This is a genomic window from Marinobacter sp. M3C (assembly GCF_023311895.1).
Classification (GTDB): Bacteria; Pseudomonadota; Gammaproteobacteria; order Pseudomonadales; family Oleiphilaceae; genus Marinobacter.
This window is the reverse complement of sequence record NZ_CP092284.1, coordinates 4,409,841-4,435,775: the sequence shown is the minus strand read 5'-3', so window position 1 is coordinate 4,435,775 and position 25,935 is coordinate 4,409,841. Positions and strand designations below refer to the sequence as shown.

Below are 25,935 nucleotides of genomic sequence, written 5' to 3'. Positions count from 1 at the left end.
ACAGGTGCGAACGATAATGATTATTATTACTTCACCAAATGGCATTAAGCAACACGGTCGTTCATTTGGTGTCTCTCTCATCAGAGCTATGTCGCTCTCTTAATGCCTCACCTTTTGGTGGGGTTTTTTTATGCTTTTCGCCTGCCCGGCGGTGGCAACACTAAAGCCACTAGCAACCCCGCCACAAAACCACCCAGGTGGGCTTCGTTGGCCATGTTACCCATGCCCAACATGTTGGGCAGCGGGGTAAAGCCCAGGACCATCCACGCCAGGGCGAAGGTGATCAGCGCCGGCGGGAACTGGAATCTGGGCAACCGCCGCTGGCTTAACCAGCAATAGCCCATAATGGCGTAGACCACCCCCGACAAACCGCCAAACAGCGGGCCGGTGACCAGGTATTGCAGGCCATTCGACAGCAGGCTGGCCACCAACGCCAACACCAGCAGCCGGGTACGGCCGTCTATAAACTCGACTTGACTGCCCAGGAACCACAACATCACCGAATTGAAGATGATGTGAGGCCAGCTAAAGTGCAGAAAATCTGGCGTAATCAGGCGCCATATCTGGCCTTTCGACAGGGTATCCAGTAACGCGTTCAGGCGTTCAGCCAGGCTGACCCATTCATACTGGCGAGGGTCGACTACCATCAAGCCGGCAGCCAGTTCGTTGCTGCTCATGGAGGTTAGCCACACCGTAACCACCGCGATCACGATGAGACTGATCACCACCGGTGCATGACCGGGCGACGGCTGCCAACGGCCGTTGACGATGGGTGAACGGCGGCCGGGTTTTATCTGTTGATCGTCCATTAGCGTGCCAAACTGTCTTCGTTGGTGGGGTAATTGCGTTGGTCTATGTCGCTAGGCCATTGCACATCTACCCATACGAATTTATCCGGCGACAAGACTCTTTCGCCGTCCATACGATAGGCCGCCAGCTTGCCGTATTTTACTGCGCTGTAGTCAACACAGGCCACATTAGATTTTAGCTGGGACGGTTTGCCGTCCATCCAGTAATGGCCCACAAACACCGGGGGCGCATCCAGCGGATAGCTCAATAGCTGGCGATGTTCAGCCGGCGTTAACACATGCGCTGCCACGTCTGCAGGCAAGGGGTCGGGCTGGAATACCACGTCGGCGTAGGTGTGTGGATCGTCTGCCCAGAACTTGGTGCGAAAAAACTTGCGTACAAATCCGTCACTGCCGGTAATCGCGACATCTTCCGGCAAGCGCAAATCGGTGCCGCGCAGCAGGGTGTCCATCACTTCGCCGGGGAAAGAATCGAGCACCGACGAGGCGTGTAGAAAATCTTCGGTAATACAGCCGTCAGGGTGTTCCTGGCGGAAGCGGCTAATCAGGCCATCGTCCCAGCACGCGTGCACGGCGCGGAAGTGTTCGTCGTCTATAAACAGTGGGATGGTGTAAAACCACGCCAAGAAGTCTTTCCACTCGCCGGGGTGGGCATCGAACTGCTGCAGGGTTTCTTTGATCAGGCGGTCGTGGCGGGGTATGTGCTCACGCAGGTAGGTATTGCCGCTGCCCGGGCGAGCACGGGTGCAGTAGCCCAGGGCGTTGTACTCGTGGTTGCCCATCACAATGCGGGCGGAGCCCCGCTCGACCATGTCACGCACCAGGTGCAGCGCTTCGCGGATGCGCGGACCACGGTCGATAATGTCGCCGATAAAGATTGCCTGACGGCGCTTGTGCTCGTACACGCCCTTCACCTTGGTGTAGCCCATCCGCTGCAAAAGGCTTTCCAGGGTAAGCGAACAGCCGTGAATATCGCCAATAATGTCGTAGCCGCGGCAGGGATTGCTGGACAGTGTGGCCATGTTCAACTCGCTGTTGTATTGCTGGCCCAGCCAAGTTTATCCCGGCAGGTGGCGTAAAAATTGTGATCGGTTGGGTGAATCAAACGGATTTTAAACGGCTTCTTACTAATACGAATGATATCGCCCGGCGCGCAGGCAATGTTCATCTGGCCGTCAAAACTGACCTGCGGATAGGCTTCGTTTGTTTCACCAATCACCAGTTTTATTTCGCTGCGACCGTCCACCACGATGGGGCGGCTACTGAGGGTGTGCGGGAACATAGGCACCAGCACAACGGCATCCAGTTTGGGATGCATAATGGGGCCACCGGCGGACAACGAATAAGCTGTGGAGCCGGTCGGCGTGGCGACAATCAGGCCGTCGGAACGCTGGGCATAAACAAAGTGGCCGTCGATAAACAGGTCGAAGCCGATCATGCGGGTGGATTTTCCCGGGTGTAGCACCACATCGTTCAGCGCCGTGCCAAAGCCCAGAGGTTTGCCGTTGCGCTCTACGTGGCCGTCTAGAAGAAAGCGGTGCTCAACAATGTATTCGCCCTTAAGCACTTTGCTCAGTCGCTCTTCCAGATCGCTGGGGGAGATATCGGTCAGAAAACCCAGGCGGCCGCGATTAACGCCCAACAGGGGTATTTTGGACTTCGCCAGTTCACGGGCAGCACCCAGCAAGCTGCCGTCGCCCCCGACAACAATCACCAGATCGCAAATTTCACCCAGCAACCTTTTACTGGCGACCTGCTGGCCGTGGCCGGGAAGTATGCTGGCCGTGTCTTCTTCCAGAATAACCTGGTAATTATTGGCAACCAGATATTGTTTGAGCTGGCGCAGGGTTTCAACCACCTTCACGCTGCCCATGCGGCCAATTACACCAATGTTGCGAAATTGCTCCATGGAATTTCCTGTTGTTCTGCCGGGCTGCCATTCTAAAGCTGGCAGCCCGGTAGTACCAGCTTGCATGCTGGCGGATCGATAATGATAGTTTGAGACTACCAATTTGAGGCTGCCAGCCAGAGAATGCCAATTTGAAAGTGCCCGCCAATAAAGATCGAGCGCCAAGCGCCCGTTAAAAACTCCTGATGCTGAGGCTGAGCCTTTACAGCTCGGCGGCCAGGTAGCAGCCCTGGTTGATGGCGCGTTTGGCGTCTAGCTCCGCTGCCACATCGGCACCGCCAATCAGATGCGTTGAAACATTGGCAGCTTCCAGTTCTGCCTGAAGCTCGCGCATTGGGTCCTGACCTGTGCAGATGATGATGGTGTCCACCGGCAACAGCTTGTCTTCGCCCTGCTCCGCCCGCTTGGCGGTAACGGTGATGTGCAGGCCTTCGTCGTCAATCTTGCGATAGGTGACGCCCGGGATCATCTGTACTTCACGATGCTTGAGTGATGTACGGTGAATCCAGCCCGTTGTCTTACCCAAGTTCTTACCAATTTTCGAGGTTTTACGCTGTAGCAGATACACCTGGCGCGCCGGCTCTGGCAGTTGGGGTTCTACGCCTTTCACACCGCCACGATGCTGACCACTGAAATCTACACCCCACTCTTTCATGAAGTCGTCAGTATCCAGCGCGGCGGAAGCGCCCTGATGGGTAATGAACTCGGACACGTCAAAACCGATTCCGCCGGCGCCGATTACCGCCACCCGCTTGCCTACGGGCTTGCGCTTCTTCAGCGCGTCCAGATAGCTGATAACGCTGGGGTGTTCAATGCCGTCGATGTCTGGCATGCGCGGCTGAACGCCGGTGGCCAGAATGACTTCGTCATAACCGCCGGCAATCAGCTCCTTGGCGCTAACGCGGGTGCTCAGGCGCATGTCTACGTTATATTTTTTCAACATAACGCCGTAATAGCGCAAGGTTTCGTAGAACTCTTCTTTGCCGGGAATCAGTTTGGCAACGTTGAACTGACCGCCAATTTCCTCACCCGAGTCATACAGGGTGACCTTATGGCCACGCTCGGCAGCCACCGACGCGGCCGCCATACCCGCAGGGCCCGCTCCCACCACCGCGATGTTTTTCGGGTTGGCGGTTTTCACGTAATTCAGTTCGGTTTCGTGACAGGCCCTTGGGTTGACCAGGCAACTGGTCAGCTTGTTGCTGAAAGTATGATCCAGACAGGCCTGGTTGCAGCCGATGCAGGTGTTAATTTCCTGGGAGCGATCTTCGGCGGCTTTTTGCACCAGTTCGGCATCGGCCAGGAAAGGCCGCGCCATAGACACCATGTCGGCGTCGCCCTCGGCTAGAATTTTTTCAGCCACTTCCGGCATGTTGATGCGGTTGGTGGTAATCAGCGGAATGCTGACTTCGCTCTTCAGCCGCGCAGTAACCTTGGAAAAGGCGCCACGGGGCACAGACGTCGCAATGGTGGGTATGCGGGCTTCGTGCCAGCCAATGCCGGTGTTGATCAGGGTGGCGCCGGCTTTTTCGATTTCTTTGGCCAGTTGCACCACTTCTTCCCAGGTGCTGCCGTCTTCAATCAGATCCAGCATCGACAGGCGATAAATCAGAATGAAGTTGGGCCCTACCCGTTCGCGCACGCGGCGCACAATTTCAATCGGCAGGCGAATGCGGTTTTCGTAGCTACCGCCCCACTGATCCGTGCGCTGGTTGGTGTGGGCCACAATAAACTGATTGATGAAATAGCCTTCAGAACCCATGATTTCAACGCCGTCATAGCCGGCTTTTTGGGCCAACTGCGCGCACACGGCGTAGTCTTCGATCTGTTTTTCAATACCGGCTTCGTCCAGCTCTTTGGGAGTGAACGGATTGATCGGCGCCTGAATGGCTGACGGCCCCACCAACGCCGGTGAGTAGGCGTAGCGGCCGGCGTGCAGGATTTGCATGCAGATTTTGCCATCAGCCTGGTGCACGGCATCGGTGATGATCTGGTGTTGTTTGACTTCGTCATCGGTAGTCATTTTTGCAGCGTGCTGGAATACGCCGCCTTCTTCGTTGGGCGCAATACCGCCGGTGACAATCAGGGCCACGCCGCCACGGGCGCGTTCAGAGTAAAACGCTGCCAGCCGCTCAAACCCGTTTTTGGCTTCTTCCAGGCCGGTGTGCATAGAGCCCATCAACGCGCGGTTGCGCAGCTTTGTGAAGCCCAGGTCCAGCGGTTCCAGCAAATGGGGGTATTTGCTCAGCCCCGGCGTGGCGGCTGCGTTGACATTAGTCGCGGTCATGTCTCTTCCTCGTCATCATTGAGATTATGTTTTTTGTATAAGCTACCCTTGTACCCGCGGTGCGACAATATCCTGGGGGTACAATTTGTTATCTTTGAGTGACTCTTTGAAAAACCCAATAAATGGCTTTCTAAAACCCGCTGAATGGCTCTCTGAAATTCCGCTGAATGGCTCTCTGAAAAAATGCCGACAACAAACACGACCAAGCCCAAACCGGCTTACGCCCTAGGTGATATAAGCGTGCTCTATGCTGCGGTGCTATTGCGTGCCGCCGAGGCAGAGGGCGCAGACGCTGCGGGGCTGGCGCAGCGTTTTCGGTTAGACGCACAAACCCTGGAGTCTGCAGAGGCGCGCATCAGCATTCCCCATTATATGCGTCTGGGCCATGCCGCCATCACCGAAACCGGCAACCGCGCGCTGGGTTTGCGTATGGGGGCGCTGTCACGGCCTGTGGATGCAGGCTTGGCGGGGTTGGCTGGCGAGTGCGCAGCCAGCGCCGGTGTCGGTCTGAGCACACTGATTCGCTATGCTTTGCTCACCAGCCAAAACAGCCGCGGTTTACCCGAGGTACAGAGCGCAATTCGCAAGGCGGTGTTCTATTCCATCCGCCCCTATAACGACTACAACTGCTTTGTTGTGGATTCGGTTCTGGCGGCCTGGACCCAGTTTTTGCGAACGCTGACCGGCGATTATGGGGTGCTGGAAAAAGTGCAGATTGAGTACCCGTCTCAGGGGATGGACGAGCTGTATGAAAGCTGGTTCCGCTGCCCGGTGCAGTTCGGTGCCGCTGAAAACAGCCTGGTGGTAAAAGCCGACACATGGCAACAAACCCCGCGCCAAGCCCAACCGGCCATGCACGGCGCGATGGATCAGCAATGTGAGCAGCAATTACAGCAGGTACACCGAGGTTGGACGCTGCAAGAGCGTGTGCAGCATTGCCTGACCCCCCTATTCCAGGGCCAAACCCCTGCCCTTAACACCGTCGCCGCGAAACTGGGCCTGACACCCTGGACCCTACAACGGCAACTGGCCGCAGAAGGCATAAAATATAAAGATTTGGTCGACAGCACCCGCCAGCAACTGGCCGTGGACTACCTGCGCGAAACCCGCCTGTCGCTGGCGGAAGTGTCGTGGCTGCTGGGTTTTGCTAATCCGGCGGCTTTTCATAAGGCTTACAGGCGCTGGTTTGCGGTTAGTCCCGGGGAGCATCGAAAGCGGCTGACTGATCGGACAAGTCGGGGACGGATTTGAAATCTGTCCCCATGCGTTATCAGACGGGATTGGTCGCCAGAATCTTTTTCAGAAAGTCCTGTGTGCGGGGGTCTTGCGGGTTCGAGAAGATCTCGCTGGGTGGGCCCTGTTCTACAATCCTGCCGCCATCGATAAAAATCACTCGGTCAGCGACATCTCGGGCAAAGGACATTTCGTGGGTGACCACCATCATGGTCTGGCGTTCCGATGCCAGTTGTTTCATTAGCCCCAACACTTCTTCCACCCATTCTGGATCAAGAGACGAGGTGGGTTCATCAAACAGGATAACTTCAGCTCCGGTGGCCATGGCGCGGCCAATACCCACCCGTTGCTGCTGGCCGCCAGACATCGAGGCGGGGTAGGCATCTGCTTTGTCGGCAAGGCCGATACGTTCAAGAATCTCCCGGGCGCGCTGGTGAGCCTTTTCTTTTGGCCATTTGTCGACCACCAGCAACCGTTCGGCCACGTTTTCCAATGCGGTTTTGTTCGCGAACAAGGCGTAATTCTGAAACACAAAAGCAGTTCGGCGGCGCAGTGAGAGAATCTGTGCCCGGCTTGCCCGGTTCACATCCACCGTAAGGTCGCCGATGGTAATTTCGCCCGCCGTGGGGCGTTCCAGAAAATTTAGACAGCGTAGCAGCGTGGATTTACCGGTTCCCGAGGGACCAATAATAACAATGATCTCGCCCTTCTCGATGGTCAGATCAATACCGTCCAGCACCACAGTCTTGCCGAAGTGTTTACTCAAAGATTTAAGTTCAATCATCGGCTATAGGCCTTATTTAGGCGAATTTCGAGATACTTTTGCAATTGTGAAAGTATCTCGACCACGATCCAGTACATCACAGCGGCGACGATGAACGCCTCAAAGTACAGAAAACTTCCGGATGCTTCTTTCTGGGTGGCCCCCATCAGCTCGGTGACCCCGAGAGTAAATGCCAGGGAAGTAGCCTTGATCATATCGATGAAGTAGTTCATCAGTGTGGGCAGGGCAACTCGGGTAGCTTGAGGCAGGATAATGCGCCGCATTAGCTGGCTATTGGTCATGCCAATCGAGAGCGCCGCCTCGGTCTGGCTGCGATCAACGCCAATGATGGCCGCGCGGATCGATTCCGCCATGTACGCTGAAAAGTGCAGGGTCAGGCCCATGATGGTCGCGGTGACGCCATCAATCACGGTTAACACGCTGAACAATTGTGGCAGCCCGTAATAGAACAAGAACAACTGGACCAGCAGCGGCGTACCCCGGAAAAACGAGATAAACACGATGGTCAGTTGATTGAGTACCGGGATGCCCAGCACCCTCACCACGGCGAACACGCAGGCAAGAATCAATGCCATCACCATGGCGGCCCCCGCCAGTTGCAGGGTAAGGGGCAGATAGCCAAGCAGAACAGGCACCAGCCCGAGCATGTACTCTACGTTCAGAACGCCCATAGGGTGTCAAGCCTTGTGGTACCTATCATGGCTGGGTGATGTCAGTGCCGAACCACGTTTCGGAAATGGACGCCAGGGTGCCGTTTTCCCTCAGCGTTTTCAGGGCTTTATTCACCTCGTCTCGCAGGGCCCGTCCTGTTTCTGTGTCTTGGAACGGATAAGCGTTGGTGATTTGTGAAAAGGGTTTACCGGCCAGTGCCAGCGGCAGGGGTTTGTCTTTGATGATCTGGCTAGCGCTGACCCGATCCATCACAAACGCATCTACGCGGCCCAGGGCGGTGTCGCGCTCAATATTGCTCTCGTAAGTCTTGATGTTGATCTGATCGGCGTAAGGCAGTTCACGCAATAGTGTTTCGAAATTAGAGCCGAGGTTCACAGCGACCGTTTTGCCTTTGAGATCTTCAACATCGCGAATCTCGGTGTTACCTTTTTTGACCACCACTTGGGCACCGTCATAAACGTACGGCTCACTAAAAACGTAAGCTTTTTTACGATCCTCGGTGATGGTGATCTGATTGGCGACTGTGTCAATGCGGCCGGTTTCCAGCAGACCGAAAAGCCCCGAGAAACTCGCAGTCTGGAAGATAATCTCGCGCCCCATTTCTTTTCCCACGGCGTTCATGATATCAATCTCGAAGCCTTTGAGTTCGTCTTGTTCCACGAAAGTAAACGGAAAGTATTGCCCGGACATTCCCACTCTCATTGGGCCTTCCTGGGCCAGCAATTGGGGGCTAGTAATGAGCGATAAAACCATGAGTGAGTTAATGAGCCAAAATTTCATAACGTCTCCTGAGTTTGTTGCCCGTGCGTCAATTATGGGCCGGGCCGTAAATGAGCCATCGCTCAACATACAAGATATGGGCAGCAAAATCTTTATAGAAATTATGGATGCTGCTCAACCACATCGATTTCATTGTAGACTTTGTCATGACGAATGACCTAAGACGACAACGCGGTGAGTATTGGTATGGGTGACCCGATCAAAGCCTCTGATAACCAACAAACTTCGGCGTCTGGCCCTGCTCAGACAAATGCTGACACCGCCAGCAATCCCCTAATGAAGCCACAGAAGCAAGGCGTTCGGCCATGGATACTCTTTATTCTGTTAATTGGACTGGTTGCTCTTCTTATTGTTCGCGATGACTTGCGACAAAACGCGGGCGACAGCAGCGAAAAGGCAGTTCGCTACCTCGCCTTCGATATATTGGGTTGGTCGTCGAGGGATGTTTTTGTCTGGCGTTTGCGCTTGGCCGGGCTGTTGGATAGCCCGCTGGGGCAGCAGTGGGCCGGGGCGGTTGAGCGGGCGAGTGGCCAGCCTTTGCAAGTTGGCGATACGTATCGCACTTCTGACACTTTTGAAGATGATCGGGTTGAAGCGCGTGTCTATCAGGTGGTGCTTGAGCGAGGAGAATTGCTGATATCGCAACTCAACCGTCTGGATAACTCGGCAGGCCGGCTATACGCCAGCCTGGAACGCCGCGAACGTGGCGGCCAGGGTTGGTCAACTGTCGCGGACCTGGAAACAGATGGCACAACCAAGAGTCGGGTTGTGTCTTCATCTGGTGACTACCGCATTGTGCTTCAGCCGGAGTTGTTCGCCAAGGTGGAGTATTCGCTGGCCATCGCTCATGGCGGTTCATTGCCGTTTCCGGTAGAGGGCGCATCACAGCGCGATATCGGCAGCCGCTTCGGCGCACCTCGCGATGGCGGTGCCCGAGCGCATCACGGCGTGGATATTTTTGCTAAAAAAGGAACGCCGGTCAAAGCGGTCATTGCTGGCCAGGTCCGTATCGGCACAGGTGGTATTGGCGGCAACCATGTTTGGCTGTTGGGCGGCTTGCTGGAACTTGGCGGTGCACGCTACTACTACGCCCACTTGAATTCGTTCGCGATTGAATCCGGCGATACGGTTAAAAAAGGCGAGATACTCGGATACGTGGGCAACACCGGTAACGCCAGAACCACGCCACCCCATCTGCACTTCGGGATTTACTCAGGCGGCCCGGTTGATCCGGCACCTTTTCTGAAACCAGAACCGGTGTTGCCTGATGGCTGATTGGCAGGTTTGTTTTAACAGCGGCAATTACAGTTCCACCGCATCATTCACGCCTTCGTCGTCGTCGTATTGTTCCGAGCGGATTTCAAGCAGTTCTTCTTGATAGTCGTTCATTTTTACGCTCCATTCTCTGTTTTTTACAGCATGGGGCGTGATTATTACCGACTGATGACATAACAGGGACAGATTTGAAATCTGCCCCTCATCCATATCCCACCCTTTGCCACCGATAGGTTTGGGCTCCCCGGCTAAGAGTTCCCAGAATCGTTTATCGAGTTTCCGTATCTCATTGGCAGCCGTGTTCAAGTTTTCTGACTTTTCTGGGCCCCCAAGTCTTGAGAAATTTCGGGGAAACACACCGGCCAGGTGGGGATAGGCATCGCCCTGTTACGGTCCGAAAGGTCCACACTTCAGTCAGTCTACCAAGGGCGGATCGTCTAGAAATACCGCCAGTAACCCGACCTCTATAGCCCGTATGGCGTCCACATCAGCGGTGCCCCACTCATGAGCCATGTTCTTTCTCATCTGACAATTTTTGGATCAGGCCATCGTCGCCTCGTTCAGGTTGGGCACGCTGTATTGCATCTGATCTTCCAGTGAATCCCACGGGAAGTTGCGGATCTTTTCTATGTGGGCGGGGTAGCCTTCTTTTTCCCACCACTCCAGATCCAGCGTGGCCCAATAGTCAGCCGGGCGTTCGCGTTTGCCTGCGGCGTCGTACGCGGCTGTTGTCGGATCGAGATGACGATAAGGTTCTAGGGCCGGGATATCCGGCAAGGGTTGGTTGACGTCCATGTATCGCTGCAACTCATCCCAGTGGGCGTAGAGTTCTACTTTCTGCGTGCTGTGCACCTCGGCCACTGCCGTTTGCCAGCCGCTGTATCGGTGGCGAAGCTGTAGCTTGTAGCTGACCGGCCCTTTGGGCTGGACGTGGTAGGAAATATAAGGGTCAAACTCGATAAACGGGGCCTCGAAGGTTTCCTCCCGCCAAGTGCGGAATTTGACCATGCCGGTGGGGCGGAAGAAGCCGCAGCCGAGGTCTTTGATGATGAAGTCGGGGTTATGCTCTAGAAACCAGGTGAAGGGGTAGCGGAAGAAGATATGGAGTAATAATATGACAGCAGCAATATTGAATGTTTCTATAAATCCGCTTAAACCGAATCTGAATGAAACAATTATCGCTGTTAGAGTGACCAGCGAAATCATCCACTTAAGCATTCCATAGTCTGCAAAAGATCCGGCCAACATTAACAGTAGTTGCCATCGAGTTTTGATCAAGTCCTTTGGCTTCTGCCGATTGGTCCAGGCACGTCCTTCCGGCAGTTTATGACCGTTGTTAAGCCGGTTTTGATGTGAATTGACGTAATTCGGTCGTTCATGGATGTTTAGGTGGCCGTAGTGCGCCCATGGCAGCCGCTCAATCAGATCGCCGCCCTCCAGTGCTTTTAAAAAGCCCCCGGGGTTTTCCAGGGGCTTTTGGCGAGGTATTTCGGTGGAGCGAAAGGCCAAATCCGTGTATTCGCTCATTTCTCCCGACTGACTAGCGTTGCCACTCAACGTCCAGATCCTCCATTTTATGGGTGACTTTCTGCTTTTCGTATATTTCCTTGTCACGCTGCCAGACGTCGACTGTAAAAGTCAGAGACAGTCGTTTGACTTTGTAGCTCGTTGAAATCCGTTCATACTGGGTTTGGGGCATCATCCCAGACAATTGCGAGCGGCCCACCATAAAGTCGATGGCGTGGCGCTTTTCATCGTAGTCTTCTACTATCCCCCGCAGTAGTGTTCCCGACCTGGTCTCAATCGTTCCATCATGCCAGCCTTCCTCAGTTTTCGACCCCGGTATGCGGTAGTGCACTTGCTTCCAAGATAGCTCCATTTCAATCTCTGTGGGCTCCCCGGTAATTGCCAGAGCAGGGCTCGCGAACGAAAGGATGCTCTCTGCCTCATCTTTCCAGACTTTCATACCGTGCGTCTCGAGCCATTCAATCATGTCACTGTCCCGTATGCGTTTGAACGAGACGGGGGTCATGGCTTTGACCAATTCAATATAGGCTATCGACTCGGATTCCAGCGCCGCGTTTTGCTCATCGCGATCATCGGAAAAGGGACCGGCTCTGAGCCACTTGCTGACGGCGTCGTCCATGAGCCGGTAATAAGCGGACTCACCAACCACGTAAATGGCAAAACCCAGAGCCGTTACCCAGCCGGAAGCAACCGTCCCTGCCCAGCCGGCGGCAGCCGGGATGATCCGTCCGAGAGCTGTCTGCGCCGCCTGGACAGACGTTCGCTCAACAACGCGACGAGTGGTAGGTGTCAATAAACGCGCTGCGATAATATCAGAGCTGACCATGGTCGCCACGCCACTGGCCTTGGTAAGTTGGGCAAAGCCGGTGCCCCATCGTCCATTGACGAAAGAGACAACAGAATCATTGACCATCAGGGCGGTCGTGAACATACCAGCGACCCAGCCCAACGCCTGAAGTTTATTGCGAACAATTTCTTCTGCCATTTCCTCAGCCACGTTGACCTTGTTCGTCATTGCAGTAAACCACTTAGCTTCCTGCCTCCATTTAGTGGTCTGAGAGGTGAGCCATCCGGATTGTTTGGGTAGCACAGCCGCAAGTTGCGCTGAACTGATAGACAGATCAGCTAGTGCACTCAGAACGCCAAGTGAATATCGTGCAAACGAAGTCTTGAACTGCGATGCATTCCACAAATTCCAAACATCAAAAACCACCAAGACCGTCGGCAATCCACCCGGCCGAACCGTTGCCTGATGGAGTAAATTCTTAACCGACGGGTGCTTCACCACCCCATTAAACGCATCGACTCCGGCCACTTTCAGACTGGCCGCTACTACCGCCCCAGACGTCAGCGTATTGCCCTGCTCATCGAGTACGTCGAGCACAATGTAAGTACGCCCCTCGTCGGCACCTTCCAACTGCAACGTGGTTTTACCGGGGATGGCGGTTTCGGCAAAGCCTTCAAACGCACCTTTTATACGGTTGATGTCGGCCGTGAACGCGGCGCCGCGGTGTGTCAGTTCAGTTTGAATCCTCGTCAGCCACCACTGGGAGATTTCACCAGCGACGCTGGAGAAGGCGTATGCCGCAGAGCGCGCCTGCATCGTTATCGCCTCGCCATCCGGGGCCCGGGTCTGTTTTTGGTGATCCGCCATGCTGCGCAGCACATTGGGTTCCAGCACGCGCATGTCCTGGCTGCGGTCTTCTAGTGCTTCGACCATGAATTTCAGATTAGACAGAGTCGCATCACCAACGCGGCATTCGCTCGAGGTGTTTTGGAACGGCAATAGCATCTCACCCAGGGGATGCTCGCCTTTGGCAATCAGCAATGCCATTGCAGCCGCTTCGTCATCACCGTTTGCATGAGAGTCCTGCGGCAGCATCAGTGGATCGGCGCGGTGCGCAGGCAGTGAGAGCACCTGCAGCAACGGCCCGGTCTGGACGTATCCGGCGGCGGCATTGCCCGATTCCAACGCAAACAGATCTCGCAGGGTGGCCGTCAGGTTTTCCGGACGATCGTCTTTCAGCAGGCGCACAAGTGCCGCTTGGGCTTCTTTGAGGAAGTTCCGGAGGGCGGCTCGTTCAACGTCATATAATGTGCGCTGGAGTCGCCCGTCTTTACTGTCGTCGATTCGGTTATCAAACCAACCGCCGTCAATGTAGAGAGGGTTCGCCGAACCATTGGGTAAGGTTTCACGACGGAAATTGTTATGGAACAACTCAGCGGTGATGCCAAACGGGCGTTTCTTCACGTTATCCACCAGCGCCAGCATTAACGCCAGTGCAGCGTTCATTTGCTGGGCCAGGTGACGCGCAGCCTGCAGTGAATCTCGCAGGTGTACTGTGACCAGATGCCGGTCCCGGAGCGAGCTGAAGACATCTGTGCCTGCATTTATCGCCGGCAATGCCTCACCTTGCAAATGGAGCTGGCGCCAACGCGGATAAAGCGACGGCGCTTCAATGAAGTAGTCAGCATCAACGACACGTTCATCCGCCTCGATCGCAGCGCGCTGCGTAATAAGCGCGTCTTGAGCCTGCTGCGACTTTGCGCCATTGACATCGTGTAACCAATGGCCAGGTAACGTGGCGTCACGTTCCATGGCGCTATCCCTGGCGCGCATAGCTGGCATTTCGTCAAGACGCTTCCAATCGCCCTCCAGGTTCGGTTGGCCCTCAAGAAACGCCTTAATTGCCATGGCAGAGCGGCAGCGCGCTGTTACATAGCCAGTATCCTGCTCAAGCGCGTTGATGTACTCCCATGACCATTGCGTTTCGCTGAAGGCGAGGTAAACATCGTTATAGACATCCGCACCGTTCAGGCGCGCCGGTACGTGGATAACGTCTAACCCGGGGCCAGTTGCTTTGCGGCCATTGGCGGCCTCGACGGATGCCGTGCGGGCTTGTGCGACAGCCGTGTCCCGCAGAACAGGCGCCGCGTCATCACTTGTCACAACTGAGAGCTCCCGCCAGAGCCGGCCCCTGAAAAACACGTAGATCCAGCCGGTTCGGAGCGGTGCGCCAATGGCTTCCTCGTAGCCACTCATGGGTCGCGGATGCGTCAGTTCTCCCGAGTCACAGAACAGAGTCGGGTGAACCGACACCATGAGATTGTCCTGATAGTTTCGCTGAGGGGCTTTCAGGGCATAAGGGCCAATGGACTCTTCGTCGATAACGGGAACGTTTATTGTCTCGTCCCCCTTTAGCTGGAGAATCAGCGAGCGTTTTTTTGGCTGTTCAACATAGCCCGCAAGAATCGGCCCCTTACGACCTTTGTGCTTCTCGCAAATTTCAATGGGCGTGACAATCTCATGGTCGTCTTCGCTGATTTCGCTCAAAACGTATTCATGGCCGGCAAGTGATTGCTGCCCCGTCAATTCCAGCCAAAACGTTTTTGAGGGAGCACAGGAAGGTGCTTTAACCGCTGACATGCTGTGAAATCCTTTTCATGAAAATTCTCGCTACGGCCCTATTTTGACGCTTTTTCGGGCTCCGCTACTATCTCGCTTTCGCTCATTCGAAACGCTTGCCACTGCGCGTCAAGCGCCACTGACCGACTGTCGCAGGCCACCCCTGAATGCCACTGATTTACAATGAAACGAGTCAGCGTCGTGGCATCGGCCCGCCGATCCCTATCTACAAAAGGCAAACAAGAAGGCCAACCAAACACCCAACCTAACAAGCGTTCAAAGTCACGACCTTCGTGGGTTTTGATTTGTTTAGCCGCGCCTGTTGCTTTAAATCCTGACCACTGCACGTGACTCAAGAGATCGACAGACCAAATCCAGGTGCTCTCGACACCCGCCAATTCTTCCATTTGACCGGATCGACAAGCTGATAGCACCTGAAGGAATCGAGTGTCATAAGTCCTGAGCAGGCATGGGCCAGCCGTTTCCAGATCGACCGACAGCATGCGGCGCAAACCGGCAACGGCTTTGTAAACGGCACTTTCGGTAAACAAAAACAACAGCCCCTTGTCAGTCCAGTGTGTCAGAGCATGCTGACAGAACTTACTGTTAATGAACGTATCAACGATGATCGGCCCCGCATCTGCGAAGGTTTCCAGCGGGCTATTCTCAAACAACCAGCACCAGTTCGGATCACTGCATTTAGAATACAAAGCCTTGGTCACTTCATGTTCGTCATACTGGGCCGCATCAACAATCAAAAGGCAACGCTGACTCGACTGAAGCTGCCATTCGCGGATTGCCTCCTGAAATGTGTTCACGCAGGCGCGATCAGGCAACGCAGGGGCAATTGTCGACATTGCAGCTTCCATCTTGTTTTTTCTGGCATATTTTAGTCGCGGGTGCGCGTTCGGCAGCGGCCGTCAGGAGTGTGTTGCGATCAACTCGTTCGGCGAGCGGTCTCTGTCCAACATCCGCCAACGCCACAGGCGCCACGGCCCCACCGTTCTTCTCCACCAACCCCGGCATCTCCGGCACCTGAACCTTCTGCCCACTGCCCTTACCCGCCGCGCCACCGGCGTTCATTTTGATCGCGGCACCACCCATGGCCACGCCGCTGGGGTCGATCTTCACAAAGCTGCCGTCGGCTTTGAGGGTGATTTCGGCGCCCGCTTCTACAACCACCTTTTGGCCCGCCTTGATGTGCAACTCTGTACCGGCCTCGTTGAGCCAGGCGTTGCCTGCTTTAAGGTGCAGTGTGCCGGTGACGCTGAAGCTGTGGTCTTTGCCTGTGTGCTCTCGTTTTTCTCCGCCTATGGTTTCATGTGCGCTGGCTTTGACGTGGCGTAACCGGGTTTTTTCTACGGTCAGATGGCTGTCATTTTTGATGACTTCGGTGCGGTTGTTTTCGGTGAGCAGGTCCAGATTTTTCTGAGCGTGAATATAAATCTGCTGTTTTTCTGCTTCGTCTTCAAAGCGCACTTCGTTGCTGCCCTCGCCCTTGTGAGTCTGGGTTTTCAGGACGGTGCGGGTTTTGTGTTGTGGCAGCGCGTAAGGCGACGTGCTGGTGGCGTTGTAGGTGCAGCCGGTGATGATGGGCTGATCCGGGTCGCCGTCCAGGAAGGAGACGATGACTTCGCTTCCAATTCTGGGCAGGGCCATAAAACCATATTGACCACCGGCCCAACCCTGGCTAACCCGGAGCCAGGCACTGCTGTGTTGGTTGTTCGCGCTGCTTTCGCTATCGCCGGCTAGCGGCCGCCGGTCCCAGGGGAAACGGACTTTTACCCGGCCGTGTTCGTCGCAGTGGATTTCTTCACCCTCGGGGCCTGTGACGATGGCCATTTGTGGCCCGTCCATCACAGGTCGGGGAAGCGAGCGAGATTGGGGACGGATTTGAAATCCGTCCCCTTGGGGTAAATCGGGGCGCCAGGTTTTATTGGCGGGTATGGCGCTGAACGTGTTGTGATAGGTGGTGGGTTCGGCGCCAGCTTCTTGCTCTAATGCCTGAGGCTGTTTGCCGGTATGGGTGACGCTGGTTAGCAGCCAGTCGCGGTTCATGCTCTCGTGATTGTGATTGGTGAGCTTAACTTTCGCACCACAGGTGAAATCTGGCCGGTTACTCGCACCCGTGGCGGTATTGGCCTCATTTCGAAGTGCATCCAGGCGCGCTTGGGTAAAACGCTTGCCGCTGGCGTCGGCTTTGAATCGGCCGGGGTAGTCGAAGTGTTGGTAATCCTGGCGTTGGTTTTCGAGGGCCGCATGGTGTTCATGCATCATAGCGTAAGCTGGATTTTTGAAGGTGTAGTCTTTCATCACCACGGCCGAGGCTTTTACGCGTTCTTCGGCGCGCAAGCGAAATACGGCGGGTTGCCGGCTACTGCCGCCCGCTTTGGCGTTGTATTCCGCGGCGCCCAATCTTGGGGCGTCACCGTGATGGTCTGCAAAAATAACCGTTGGCTGCTGGCTGGCATCGATGCTGCCGTGACCGTAGCGGTAATGCCAACCTTCTTCGGCCGCCAGGCGTTGGATAAAGGCCAGATCGCTCTCCCGGTGCTGAACGCAGTATTCCCGAACGCCGCCAAGGCACTTCAGTTGGAACGCTACGGCGGGTATTCCGCGTTCTTGCAGAAGCGCGCTGGCAATGGACTCTGTGGTCTGGCCCTGAAAAATACGACTGTTGTACATCAACTCAAGGCGCCACAAGGGCGACTGCAGCACGATTTCATAGCGGGTGCGATGTTGGCCGCTGTCACAAATGACAAAGTCGCTGATCACGCCGGTAAAGCGCCGCAGTGGCTCGCTGTTTTGCCACACCACCAGGTCAACCGATTGTTCCAGAACATCGCTGGCATCGATATCAGAATCGGTGCTGGCCAATTGCAGGCGGCCATAGCACAGCTGTGACAGGCCTTCTTTTAGATCGAAGCTAACGACGGAGAATACTTCTGAGGGAAACTCACCGACTTGTGCGGTGAACTGCAGTCCACTTGCCTTGGGCATATCTTCAATCCTTGAAGGTATGTGTTTGAATAATGATACTCTATTTTCGCCATGCTGCGCTGTGGAGCGTGTCGCAAATCATGCCTATGGGGACGGATTTGAAATCTGTCCCCGGAAACCACGGAGCCAGTGCGGGGACAGACTTGAAGTCTGTCCCCATGCGTTAGGGAACGGATTTGAAATCCATCCCCTAACAAAAAAACCCCAGATTGTTTCCAATCTGGGGTTTTTGAATTTGGCGGAGCGGACGGGACTCGAACCCGCGACCCCCGGCGTGACAGGCCGGTATTCTAACCAACTGAACTACCGCTCCAAGCTGAAACCGTGTGTGCGATCTTTTCAGATTGCTCGGTGACAACGAGGGCGAATTATAGAGAAGCCCCACTTTATGTCAACGTTTTTTATGAATATTTTTTATTTTTTGGCATTCAGGTTGCTGGCACCGTCGGTTTTCCCCAGTCAGCCCACAACTTGGCTATTGCCGCGTAATCCTCGCGGTCATAGCCCGCGGTAGCACCCAACTCATAAACTGTGTGACTGGCCTGAATGGCGAACAGTGGCACTCTTTCTGAATGCGCCAACTCCAGTGCCAAAGCGGAATCCTTCAAAGCTGCGCTCAGCGGCATACCGCCTTCGTAATCGTGATTTGCGATTCGCTTCGCGTAACGATAGGTCAATGGTCGGTGCATACCCATTTGTTCGTCAGACAAAAGACCTATGAGTTTCTGGATATCGACGCCACATGCTGTCGCCATTGAACCTGCTTCGGCTACTACTACCATAGCAGCGTGAGCGACTGCGTTGTTAATCACTTTGGCGGCAGCACCGGTACCTAGCGGGCCGAAAACAATCTGCTTTTCGGTGATGCTATCCAACACCGGTTTAGCGCGAGCGATCACATCGGCGCTGCCACCAAGTAGCAGGCTTGCGGTGCCCGCAGCCATCTGGCTGACTCCGGCCAGAATGGAGGCGTCGATCAGCGCGATGCCGCGTTCAGCCAGCAACTGTTCGCTGCGGCGTACATCAGCCGGGTTTACGGTACTGGTTTCAATGACCACTGCATTGGCATCTAAATACGGCAGAATACCCTTTAACACACTCAGCGAGGCGCTAGGGTGCGGCAGGCAGAGCACGACGTAATTCGTGCCTGCGAGCTGTTCGGGGCAGGTTATAACTTCGGCCGACAACTCGTTGCAGGCACGCTCTACCTGCGCCGTATTGAGATCTGACACCTGAAGAGAAAATTGACTGGAAATCCGTTCGGCAATCAGATATCCCATATTGCCCAAGCCGTAAAGGGCGACTTTTTGGCTGCTCATTCGTACTCTCTCCTGAAATTAATTATTTAGAAACTGGAAACGGTTGCTGCTGTAACCCGAAGAATAAGCTTTTTACCTGGCCATACAGGCGTAGCCCGTCAAGGCCCTTTTCGCGACCAATACCACTGCTCTTGAAACCGCCAAACGGGGTGCTGGTTACCGACTGTTTGTAAGTGTTAACCCACACCGAACCGGCCTCAATTGCGCGACCGACACGCCAGGCTTTTTTAAAGTCTTCAGTCCACAAACCACAGGCCAGCCCAAACGCCGTCCCGTTGGCCTGTTCAATTAGCTCGGATTCGTCGTTAAAAGGCAGCACAACCATCACCGGACCAAAGGCCTCTTCCTGGCACGACACCGCATCAGGACCCAAACCGGCGATAACAGTCGGCAGATAATAGGCACCTTTGACAAACTCATCACCTTCGGGACGAGCGCCGCCACACAATATCTGGCCACCCTCTTCCCGGGCTCGAGCTACAAACGCTTCGATGCGTTCACGGTGATGAAGGCTGGATAGCGGGCCCATTTCAATATCGGCACTATCGGGCGCGGCCAAGCGAATGCTGCTGGCGCGTGCCACGATCTGCTCCAGAACATTTTGATAGATACTACGCTGCACAAACACCCGGGAACCCGCCACGCAGGACTGCCCAGCGGAGCCAAAAATACCGGCGATCACAGCGGCAACGGCGTGCTCGATATTGGCGTCATCAAATACGATATGCGGAGACTTACCGCCTAGCTCCAGCGCTACCGGAACCACGCGGTCGGCAGCAACCCGGCCAATGGCACGGCCAGTAACGGTGCCACCGGTGAACGAAATCATGCGCACGCCTTCGTGGGCTACCAAAGCTGCACCAACGTCGGCGCCGTGCCCCTGCACCACCTGAAGCAGCCCTGCGGGCAAGCCGGCCGCCAGCGCGATGCGAGCTAGTTCTGGTGCTAACAGTGGCGAATCTTCCGACGGTTTCAGAATTACCGCGTTACCTGCGGCCAACGCCGGCGCCACTTTGGTGGCATCGTTCATGATCGGCGAGTTCCACGGCGTAATCGCCGCGACCACGCCGTAGGGTTCTAGCACGGTAAAAGACACGTACTGCCCACGGGGTGGGGTTACTTCGGTTTCCAGGGTTTCACAGGCCGAAGCGTAATAACGAAACGTACCCACCGCGTAATCCACCATGCCACGGCACTCTGACAATGGTTTACCGTTGTCTTGCATCTGCAACTGCGCCAAGCTTTCTTTTTCGCTGGCCAGACGATCCGCGATCGCTCGCAGCACGTCTGCACGCTGGTGGGGCATCAGGTCTTTCCAGCCTGATTTGCGATAGGCCTGCCAGGCCTTGGCGACAATGACGTCAAGTTCGGCGGCACTGGTGACGTCCACTCGCCCTACTTCCTGGCCATTTGCTGGATTAATGCTGACAAGCTGTTCTGAGAATTGTGTGGTCATCAAATGCGTCCTGTGTTTTTGAGTGAACGAGCGGTGTTACGCCCGGCTCTGGCGGAACCAACGCCACAGCGGGAACAGCAGTACGGCTGCAATCAGCGTCACCAGTACAATGGAAATGGGCGAGGCGAAAAACGCCAGCGGATCGCCCCGGGAAATCAAAACGCTCTGGCGGAAGCTGGTTTCGGCCATAGGCCCTAAAATTGCGCCCAACACGATTGGCGCAATCGGATAGCCGGAGCGGGATAGAAGAAACGCACATACCCCGACCACCAGCATGATCCAAACATCCGCAATGTTGTTTGACGCGGTATAGGTGCCAATCGAACAAACCACGAGAATCATTGGTGCCAGCAAGCCGGTGGGCACCTTCAACATGCGCACAAACAGCCCTGTACCAACAAAGCCAATGGCCAGCATCAAGAAGGCGGTAATCAGCATCTGCCACATAAACCCATACACGACATCACCGCTTTGGGTGAACAAGGCGGGCCCGGGATTCAGCCCTTGAATCAGCATGGCGCCCATCATCAGCGCAGCCACCGAGTTGCCAGGCACCCCCAGGGCCAATGTAGGAATCAACGACGACGCGTTGTCAGCATTGTTGCCGCACTCAGATGCCGCAACACCGCGGGGATCACCTTTGCCAAACAGGCTACTGTCTTTCGCTGCGCGCTTTTCTTCCGCGTAGCTGAGAATGCCTGCCAGGTTGCCACCAGCGCCGGGCATAACGCCCACAAAAACGCCGATCAAGCCCGAACGAAGCCAGGTTTTCACAAGATACAAGGCATCTTTTATCGTAATGCCCTGACCGCTGATGGCGACGTCACCCAATTTGCGACTGTGGGCGTCTAACATGGCCAGCGCCGGAGGTATGGCAAAAAGGCCGGTTAACAGCACGGCAATATTGATGCCGCCGGCCACGGACCGCACATCGAATACCAACCGTTCAGCGCCACTGATCATATCCATGCCAACAATGCCCACGGCGATGCCTATCAGGGCAGACGCCAGGCCTTTGGCGGGTGCGCTGGCCAACAGCAGCGACACGCTGGTCATGCCAAATATCGCAATCCAGAAATATTCCACCGGCCCAAACTTCAGAGCCAACTCCACAAGAGGCGGCGCCAGCAACATCAGTGCGATAGCACTGATCACCGACCCCGCGGATGATGAGCACAACGCTACGTGAATGGCGAACTTAGCACGGCCACTGGCAGCCAGGGGGTTGCCGTCAAATACCGTGGCCACCGCCGAGGGGGTGCCCGGGATTTTCATCAGAATGGCCGGAATGGCACCGCCAAACATAGAGCCGTTGTAGATCCCGGCCATCATGCCCAGGGATATAAACGGGTCCATGGCGTAGGTGAATGGCAGCAACAATGCCATCGCAAGCGTTGCGGTAAGACCGGGAATGGCACCCACTAAAATGCCTGCGGCGGTGCCCATCAGCATGGCTGACATGCTTTCAAGGGTTATGACAGCTAAAAGGCCGCCGAGAAGTTCTGTCATCCTACTTCTCCGAATATGAGTTCAGGCGGCATGGTTTGAGCAAACACCAAGCCGAACACCAACCAAACCAACAGCGCAAAGCACAGAGTAATGCCAACAATAAAACGCCAACGGCGTTCACCACCAAGCACGGCCATCAAAGGCAGGAACCAGAGCGCCGAAGTAATAAAGCCAATGCTCTGAGCCGACCACAGGTACAGCAGGGCCAGCAACAGCCCTGCAATTCCGTGGGGCAGCGAAGCTTCACTGGTTTTGCTGCCGATGAAGTGGCGCAACAAATGGATTGCACTCATAACCGATAAAATGATCAGTGCAAGCCCAACAGTGAGTGGAAAATAAGCACTACCACCTTGTAAGGATTGGCTATCCCACACGATGACAACGCCGGCTGCGGCAACCATAAGGTTGATGGTGAGCTTTTCGCCCGCCGTGACTTTAACGTCCATATCTATTCACTCGCTTACTGCCAGGGAGCCTGTTCCCACATCGTTTTATAAGCCGTTTCAAGCTCTTTAACGTGGGCACTGAAGTCGCTTGTCGTTTTGTAGACTACCTCCGTGTAGAGCTCGCGGTTGCGCGATTTAAACTCCTCGTTGGCAGCAACTCTGCCGATCGCCGCGGCCAGTTTTTCAACAATCGCCGGGTCTACGCTTTTTGGCAAACCAATGCCGCGTTCAGACAACATGGTTACGTCATAACCAAGCGATTGCACCGTAGCAACATCCGGTGCCAGTTCAGAGATATCCTCGCCGAACTGCGCCAAGATGCGCACCTGGCCTTCGGTGGCCGCTGGCATAGCCTCGCCCAGGTTCAGCGCAGCGGCCGAAATGTGACCGCCAATCAACGCTGTGCGAACAGGGCCGGCACCGGCAAAGGGTACGTGAGTTACCTCGATACCCGCGGCCTGCGCCAAATAACGCACAGCCAAATGGTCATCGGTGCCAACGCCGGTGGTCCCTACAGTGATCGCGCCCGGATTTTTTTTGGCGAAAGCGACCAGTTCATCCAGCGTCAGAAAAGGGCTACTTGCAGGTACCGACAGTGCAGAAGGGTCTTGAACAAGCCCGGCTACTGGCTGAATGTCATCCGTGGCAAACGATGCTTTACGGGTAATCGGAATGGTCAGCATAGGCGGAATATTCACAATACCCATGGTGTAGCCGTCTGCTTTGGCATTGGCCAAGGCCGCGTGACCAATCTCGCCGCCAGCACCGGGACGGTTTATAACCACCACTTTCTGACCCAGCTCTTTTTCCAGCAACGGCTGCAATACCCGTGCGGTAATATCTGTTCCGCCACCTGGAGAATAAGCCACAATCAGTTCAATTGATTTTTCCGGCCACTCGGCCCAAGCGGGAGCTGCCGCCAGCATTACAGAAAGCGCCAAAGCTGTTTTTTTGAACATTTTATTTCTCCAATTGTTTTTGTGCTAGTGATCAACGTGCGTAAGGAATAACCGCCAGCCCAAGTCAACGCAAGAGCTTTTAAGCTGACAATTTTAGCAATTATATAGGCGATAAGATTATTGATAACTTTGCCAGGTATGGTTTACTGCCGACCACCAACGCAGTTTTGCTATAATAGTTTGCCATCGATCACGTACGCCGGAACACGGCGAGCGTTAACCAATACAAACCTTGCTTGGAAGACCTTCGAATGACCCACGGCACCTCAACACAGGCCGCTGTTTCAGCAATTGTTTCTGCCCTTGAGCAAGAGGTTATTTTTGGTCTGCGCCTGCCAAAACAGCGGATCTATGAAGACGAACTGATTGCGCGCTTCGATACCAAGCGCCACATGGTACGTGCGGCTCTACAGGAGTTGGAACGCAAAGGGATTGTGGAGCGGGTACCTAACCGAGGCACCGTGGTTCGATTTTTTTCACGGGAAGAAGTGCAAGCGCTATACGTGTTAAGGCAAATTTTGCACGAAGCGGCGGCGCGGCTGGTGACGATGCCGGCAGATGCACTGTGGCTGGATTCCCTGAAGCTGGCACAGCGCGAGCATGCTCGCGCTGTGCAGGCCCAAGATCTGTCTGCGATATTTCACTGCAACAACACGTTTCACCGAACGCTTTTTGAAGGCACAGGCAACAAATATCTGGTGGAAGCCATCGAGTTTTCCAACGCGAAATCCCACGGCATTCGCTCTCACGGCTTTAGTACTCCAAGCTTGCAAGCCCAGGCTGTGCAGGAGCACATCCGGATGATTGAGGCAATAGAAATTGGCGACCATGAAGCTCTGGTGCAGCTGTGTAAAGAGCATATGCGTGCAGCGCGGCAGTTTTATGAAGAAAAGTACTGCCTTCCCTCAGCAACACCTTAGGTAGGCGCACCCGATAGGCCCTGCTCTAAAGACGAGCCTGCTCAATCAGATTCGGGCCGGGCAACGGCCACCACGGGCAGCGTGAAGTAAAAACAGGTGCCGCCGTCTATCGGGCGCTCAAAACCAATTTCACCGCCTTGGGCGTGAATCAGCGATTGGCAGGTGGTCAAGCCGATGCCCATGCCGTCGCTTTTGGTGGTGTAGAAGGGCAGAAACAACTTTTCCTCGGCGTCGTCTTGCAGACCAATGCCATGGTCACGCACCTCGATGCGCACGAAGCCCTGTGCGGTGAGTGTTGCGCTCACTTCCACCGGTACCGCCGAATCAACGCTGCGGGTAGCCTCCAGGCCGTTGCGGATCAGGTTGAGGGCTACCTGCTGGACCTGAATCGGGTCTGCCAGCACGTCAGGCAGGTTTGGGGCCAGAGTCAGCTCTATTCCGCCCTCGTTATTGCGCATGTCGACTTCCGCGAACTGGCGGGTATCTTCAAGCAAAGCGGCAATAGCGACAATTTCTTTGCCGGTAGCGGGCTTTTTCATAAATCGGCGGATACGACGAATGATTTCACTGGCCCGGTGCGACTGGGCTTCTACTTTGTCCATGGTTTGCTGTAGCAGAACTAAATCCGGCTCTGCTTTGCCCACCAGGCGCTTAGCCACACGGGCGTAATTGGTAATAGCCGTCAGCGGCTGGTTCACTTCGTGGGCAAAACCTGCGGCCATTTCGCCCATGGTGGTCATGCGCGAGGTATGGGCCAACTGATCGCGCTGTTCCTGCACCGTAGCGCGAGCTTCTTCAAGCGCCTGTTCATTGGCCAGTTCTGCGGTAATATCGCGAAACACCACAACAGCGCCCTGCAACTCGTCGGCATCCTGCTTCGGCGAGGACCGATATTTTGCGCGAAACGCCGACCGGTCTACGCGCAGCATCTGAATATCGCGCTGCGCCTCTGCAATGCCGTAACGACAAGTGGCCTGAACCGGCAAGGGGTCTTGGCTATCGCCCGCAACGGCAAAATGCAGGTCAAAAAAACATCGGCCAATCAACTCTTCCACCGGAGCGTTCATAATCTGGCCAGCAGCAGGATTGGCAAATTCGATAATGCCGTTTTCGTCGAGGCCGTAAATGCCTTCGCTGATGGCGTTAAGAATACGGGACTGATCGCTTTGTAATTCACGGTTACGCGCCTGAAGTTCGCGCTCAAGGCGAATAACCCGGGCGTGGGTTTTTACCCGCGCGATCACTTCTTGTGACTGAAAAGGCTTGGAAATGTAGTCAGCGCCGCCCAGCGAGAATCCTTTTACCTTGGCGCTCAGGTCGTCAAGCGCTGACAGGAAAACCACCGCGCAATCTGCGGTGGCCGGGTCAGCTTTCAAGCGACGGCATACTTCATAGCCATCCATTTCCGGCATCATGATGTCCAGCAAAATCACTTCTGGCTGATGACAATGGGCAAGTTCCAGCGCTTTTCCACCTCCGTTGGCGATCAGCAGCCGATAGCCTTTGTCTTTCAGAGTCTCATAAAGCACTTTCAGGTTCTGGGGATTGTCATCCACTAGCAGAACCGTTACCTCACGGTTGTCGATGACGGAATCAGTCATATGCAAGAAGCCGGTTACCAAAGTAACCGTATGATGCCGTTCG

At 55.1% G+C, this 25,935-nt stretch carries 22 protein-coding genes and 1 tRNA gene; 4 read left to right on the top strand and 19 right to left on the bottom strand.

Going from position 1 to position 25,935, the window contains the following annotated elements; all coding sequences use genetic code 11:
* Positions 1-128: 128 nt before the first annotated feature.
* The 4 genes from MIH18_RS20820 to MIH18_RS20805 all read right to left on the bottom strand — a co-directional run bounded on the left by MIH18_RS20820 (position 129) and on the right by MIH18_RS20805 (position 5,005).
* A complete protein-coding gene (locus MIH18_RS20820; protein ID WP_249013382.1) occupies positions 129-809 on the bottom strand; it encodes a rhomboid family intramembrane serine protease in 681 nt (226 codons plus the stop codon).
* Positions 809-1,831, bottom strand: a complete 1,023-nt coding sequence (locus MIH18_RS20815) for a metallophosphoesterase (protein ID WP_249013381.1) — start codon at positions 1,829-1,831, stop codon at positions 809-811. The genes MIH18_RS20820 and MIH18_RS20815 overlap by 1 nt, the downstream gene beginning before the upstream one ends.
* Before the next feature lie 2 nt (positions 1,832-1,833).
* Positions 1,834-2,718: an NAD(+) kinase gene (locus MIH18_RS20810; RefSeq protein WP_249005391.1), complete on the bottom strand. Its 885-nt coding sequence runs from the start codon at positions 2,716-2,718 to the stop codon at positions 1,834-1,836.
* Between the two features lie 202 nt (positions 2,719-2,920).
* A complete protein-coding gene (locus MIH18_RS20805; RefSeq protein WP_249013380.1) occupies positions 2,921-5,005 on the bottom strand; it encodes an NADPH-dependent 2,4-dienoyl-CoA reductase in 2,085 nt (694 codons plus the stop codon).
* Positions 5,006-5,188: 183 nt separating this feature from the next.
* Here MIH18_RS20805 and MIH18_RS20800 point away from each other — a divergent pair, with 183 nt between their 5' ends.
* Positions 5,189-6,256, top strand: a complete 1,068-nt coding sequence (locus MIH18_RS20800; RefSeq protein ID WP_249013379.1) for an AraC family transcriptional regulator — start codon at positions 5,189-5,191, stop codon at positions 6,254-6,256.
* Between the two features lie 19 nt (positions 6,257-6,275).
* Here MIH18_RS20800 and MIH18_RS20795 read toward each other — a convergent pair whose 3' ends face one another.
* From MIH18_RS20795 to MIH18_RS20785, 3 genes are read right to left on the bottom strand one after another with little or no spacing between them, the layout of a single operon-like run.
* Positions 6,276-7,022, bottom strand: a complete 747-nt coding sequence (locus MIH18_RS20795) for an amino acid ABC transporter ATP-binding protein (protein WP_249013378.1) — start codon at positions 7,020-7,022, stop codon at positions 6,276-6,278.
* Positions 7,019-7,693, bottom strand: a complete 675-nt coding sequence (locus MIH18_RS20790) for an amino acid ABC transporter permease (protein ID WP_249013377.1) — start codon at positions 7,691-7,693, stop codon at positions 7,019-7,021. Before MIH18_RS20790 ends, MIH18_RS20795 begins: the two co-directional genes overlap by 4 nt.
* Before the next feature lie 25 nt (positions 7,694-7,718).
* A complete protein-coding gene (locus tag MIH18_RS20785; RefSeq protein ID WP_249013376.1) occupies positions 7,719-8,396 on the bottom strand; it encodes an amino acid ABC transporter substrate-binding protein in 678 nt (225 codons plus the stop codon).
* A gap of 34 nt (positions 8,397-8,430) precedes the next feature.
* On the opposite strand from MIH18_RS20785, the gene MIH18_RS20780 reads away from it, so the two are divergent.
* Both MIH18_RS20780 and MIH18_RS20775 read left to right on the top strand, forming a co-directional pair.
* Entirely contained in the window at positions 8,431-8,631 is a 201-nt protein-coding gene (locus tag MIH18_RS20780) for a hypothetical protein (RefSeq protein WP_249013375.1), read from the top strand.
* Positions 8,632-8,660: 29 nt separating this feature from the next.
* Positions 8,661-9,749 carry a M23 family metallopeptidase gene (locus MIH18_RS20775; protein ID WP_249013374.1) on the top strand — a complete coding sequence of 363 codons (1,089 nt, stop codon included), beginning with the start codon at positions 8,661-8,663 and terminating at the stop codon, positions 9,747-9,749.
* A 27-nt stretch (positions 9,750-9,776) separates the two neighbouring features.
* Here MIH18_RS20775 and MIH18_RS20770 read toward each other — a convergent pair whose 3' ends face one another.
* From MIH18_RS20770 to MIH18_RS20720, 11 genes are all read right to left on the bottom strand, one after another.
* Entirely contained in the window at positions 9,777-10,055 is a 279-nt protein-coding gene (locus MIH18_RS20770; RefSeq protein WP_249013373.1) for a hypothetical protein, read from the bottom strand.
* 234 nt (positions 10,056-10,289) lie between these two features.
* Positions 10,290-11,306: a hypothetical protein gene (locus MIH18_RS20765; RefSeq protein ID WP_249013372.1), complete on the bottom strand. Its 1,017-nt coding sequence runs from the start codon at positions 11,304-11,306 to the stop codon at positions 10,290-10,292.
* Positions 11,290-14,703 carry a hypothetical protein gene (locus MIH18_RS20760; RefSeq protein WP_249013371.1) on the bottom strand — a complete coding sequence of 1,138 codons (3,414 nt, stop codon included), beginning with the start codon at positions 14,701-14,703 and terminating at the stop codon, positions 11,290-11,292. Before MIH18_RS20760 ends, MIH18_RS20765 begins: the two co-directional genes overlap by 17 nt.
* Positions 14,704-14,741: 38 nt before the next feature.
* Positions 14,742-15,551: a DUF4123 domain-containing protein gene (locus tag MIH18_RS20755; RefSeq protein ID WP_249013370.1), complete on the bottom strand. Its 810-nt coding sequence runs from the start codon at positions 15,549-15,551 to the stop codon at positions 14,742-14,744.
* A complete protein-coding gene (gene tssI / locus MIH18_RS20750) occupies positions 15,511-17,682 on the bottom strand; it encodes a type VI secretion system tip protein TssI/VgrG (protein WP_249013369.1) in 2,172 nt (723 codons plus the stop codon). Before tssI ends, MIH18_RS20755 begins: the two co-directional genes overlap by 41 nt.
* A gap of 236 nt (positions 17,683-17,918) precedes the next feature.
* Positions 17,919-17,995: transfer RNA gene (locus MIH18_RS20745), tRNA-Asp, on the bottom strand.
* Between the two features lie 115 nt (positions 17,996-18,110).
* On the bottom strand, positions 18,111-19,001 hold the full coding sequence (locus tag MIH18_RS20740; protein WP_249013368.1) for an NAD(P)-dependent oxidoreductase: 891 nt from the start codon (positions 18,999-19,001) through the stop codon (positions 18,111-18,113).
* Positions 19,002-19,023: 22 nt separating this feature from the next.
* Positions 19,024-20,457: an aldehyde dehydrogenase gene (locus MIH18_RS20735; protein WP_249013367.1), complete on the bottom strand. Its 1,434-nt coding sequence runs from the start codon at positions 20,455-20,457 to the stop codon at positions 19,024-19,026.
* A gap of 36 nt (positions 20,458-20,493) precedes the next feature.
* On the bottom strand, positions 20,494-21,966 hold the full coding sequence (locus MIH18_RS20730) for a tripartite tricarboxylate transporter permease (RefSeq protein WP_249013366.1): 1,473 nt from the start codon (positions 21,964-21,966) through the stop codon (positions 20,494-20,496).
* Positions 21,963-22,412 carry a tripartite tricarboxylate transporter TctB family protein gene (locus tag MIH18_RS20725; protein WP_249013365.1) on the bottom strand — a complete coding sequence of 150 codons (450 nt, stop codon included), beginning with the start codon at positions 22,410-22,412 and terminating at the stop codon, positions 21,963-21,965. The genes MIH18_RS20730 and MIH18_RS20725 overlap by 4 nt, the downstream gene beginning before the upstream one ends.
* 14 nt (positions 22,413-22,426) lie before the next feature.
* Positions 22,427-23,371, bottom strand: a complete 945-nt coding sequence (locus MIH18_RS20720) for a tripartite tricarboxylate transporter substrate binding protein (protein WP_249013364.1) — start codon at positions 23,369-23,371, stop codon at positions 22,427-22,429.
* Positions 23,372-23,622: 251 nt separating this feature from the next.
* Between MIH18_RS20720 and MIH18_RS20715 the strand changes: the two genes are divergently transcribed.
* Entirely contained in the window at positions 23,623-24,291 is a 669-nt protein-coding gene (locus MIH18_RS20715; protein WP_249013363.1) for a GntR family transcriptional regulator, read from the top strand.
* A gap of 41 nt (positions 24,292-24,332) precedes the next feature.
* Here the strand turns inward: MIH18_RS20715 and MIH18_RS20710 are convergent, their stop codons facing one another.
* On the bottom strand, positions 24,333-25,892 hold the full coding sequence (locus tag MIH18_RS20710) for a response regulator (protein WP_249013362.1): 1,560 nt from the start codon (positions 25,890-25,892) through the stop codon (positions 24,333-24,335).
* Positions 25,893-25,935: the final 43 nt, after the last annotated feature.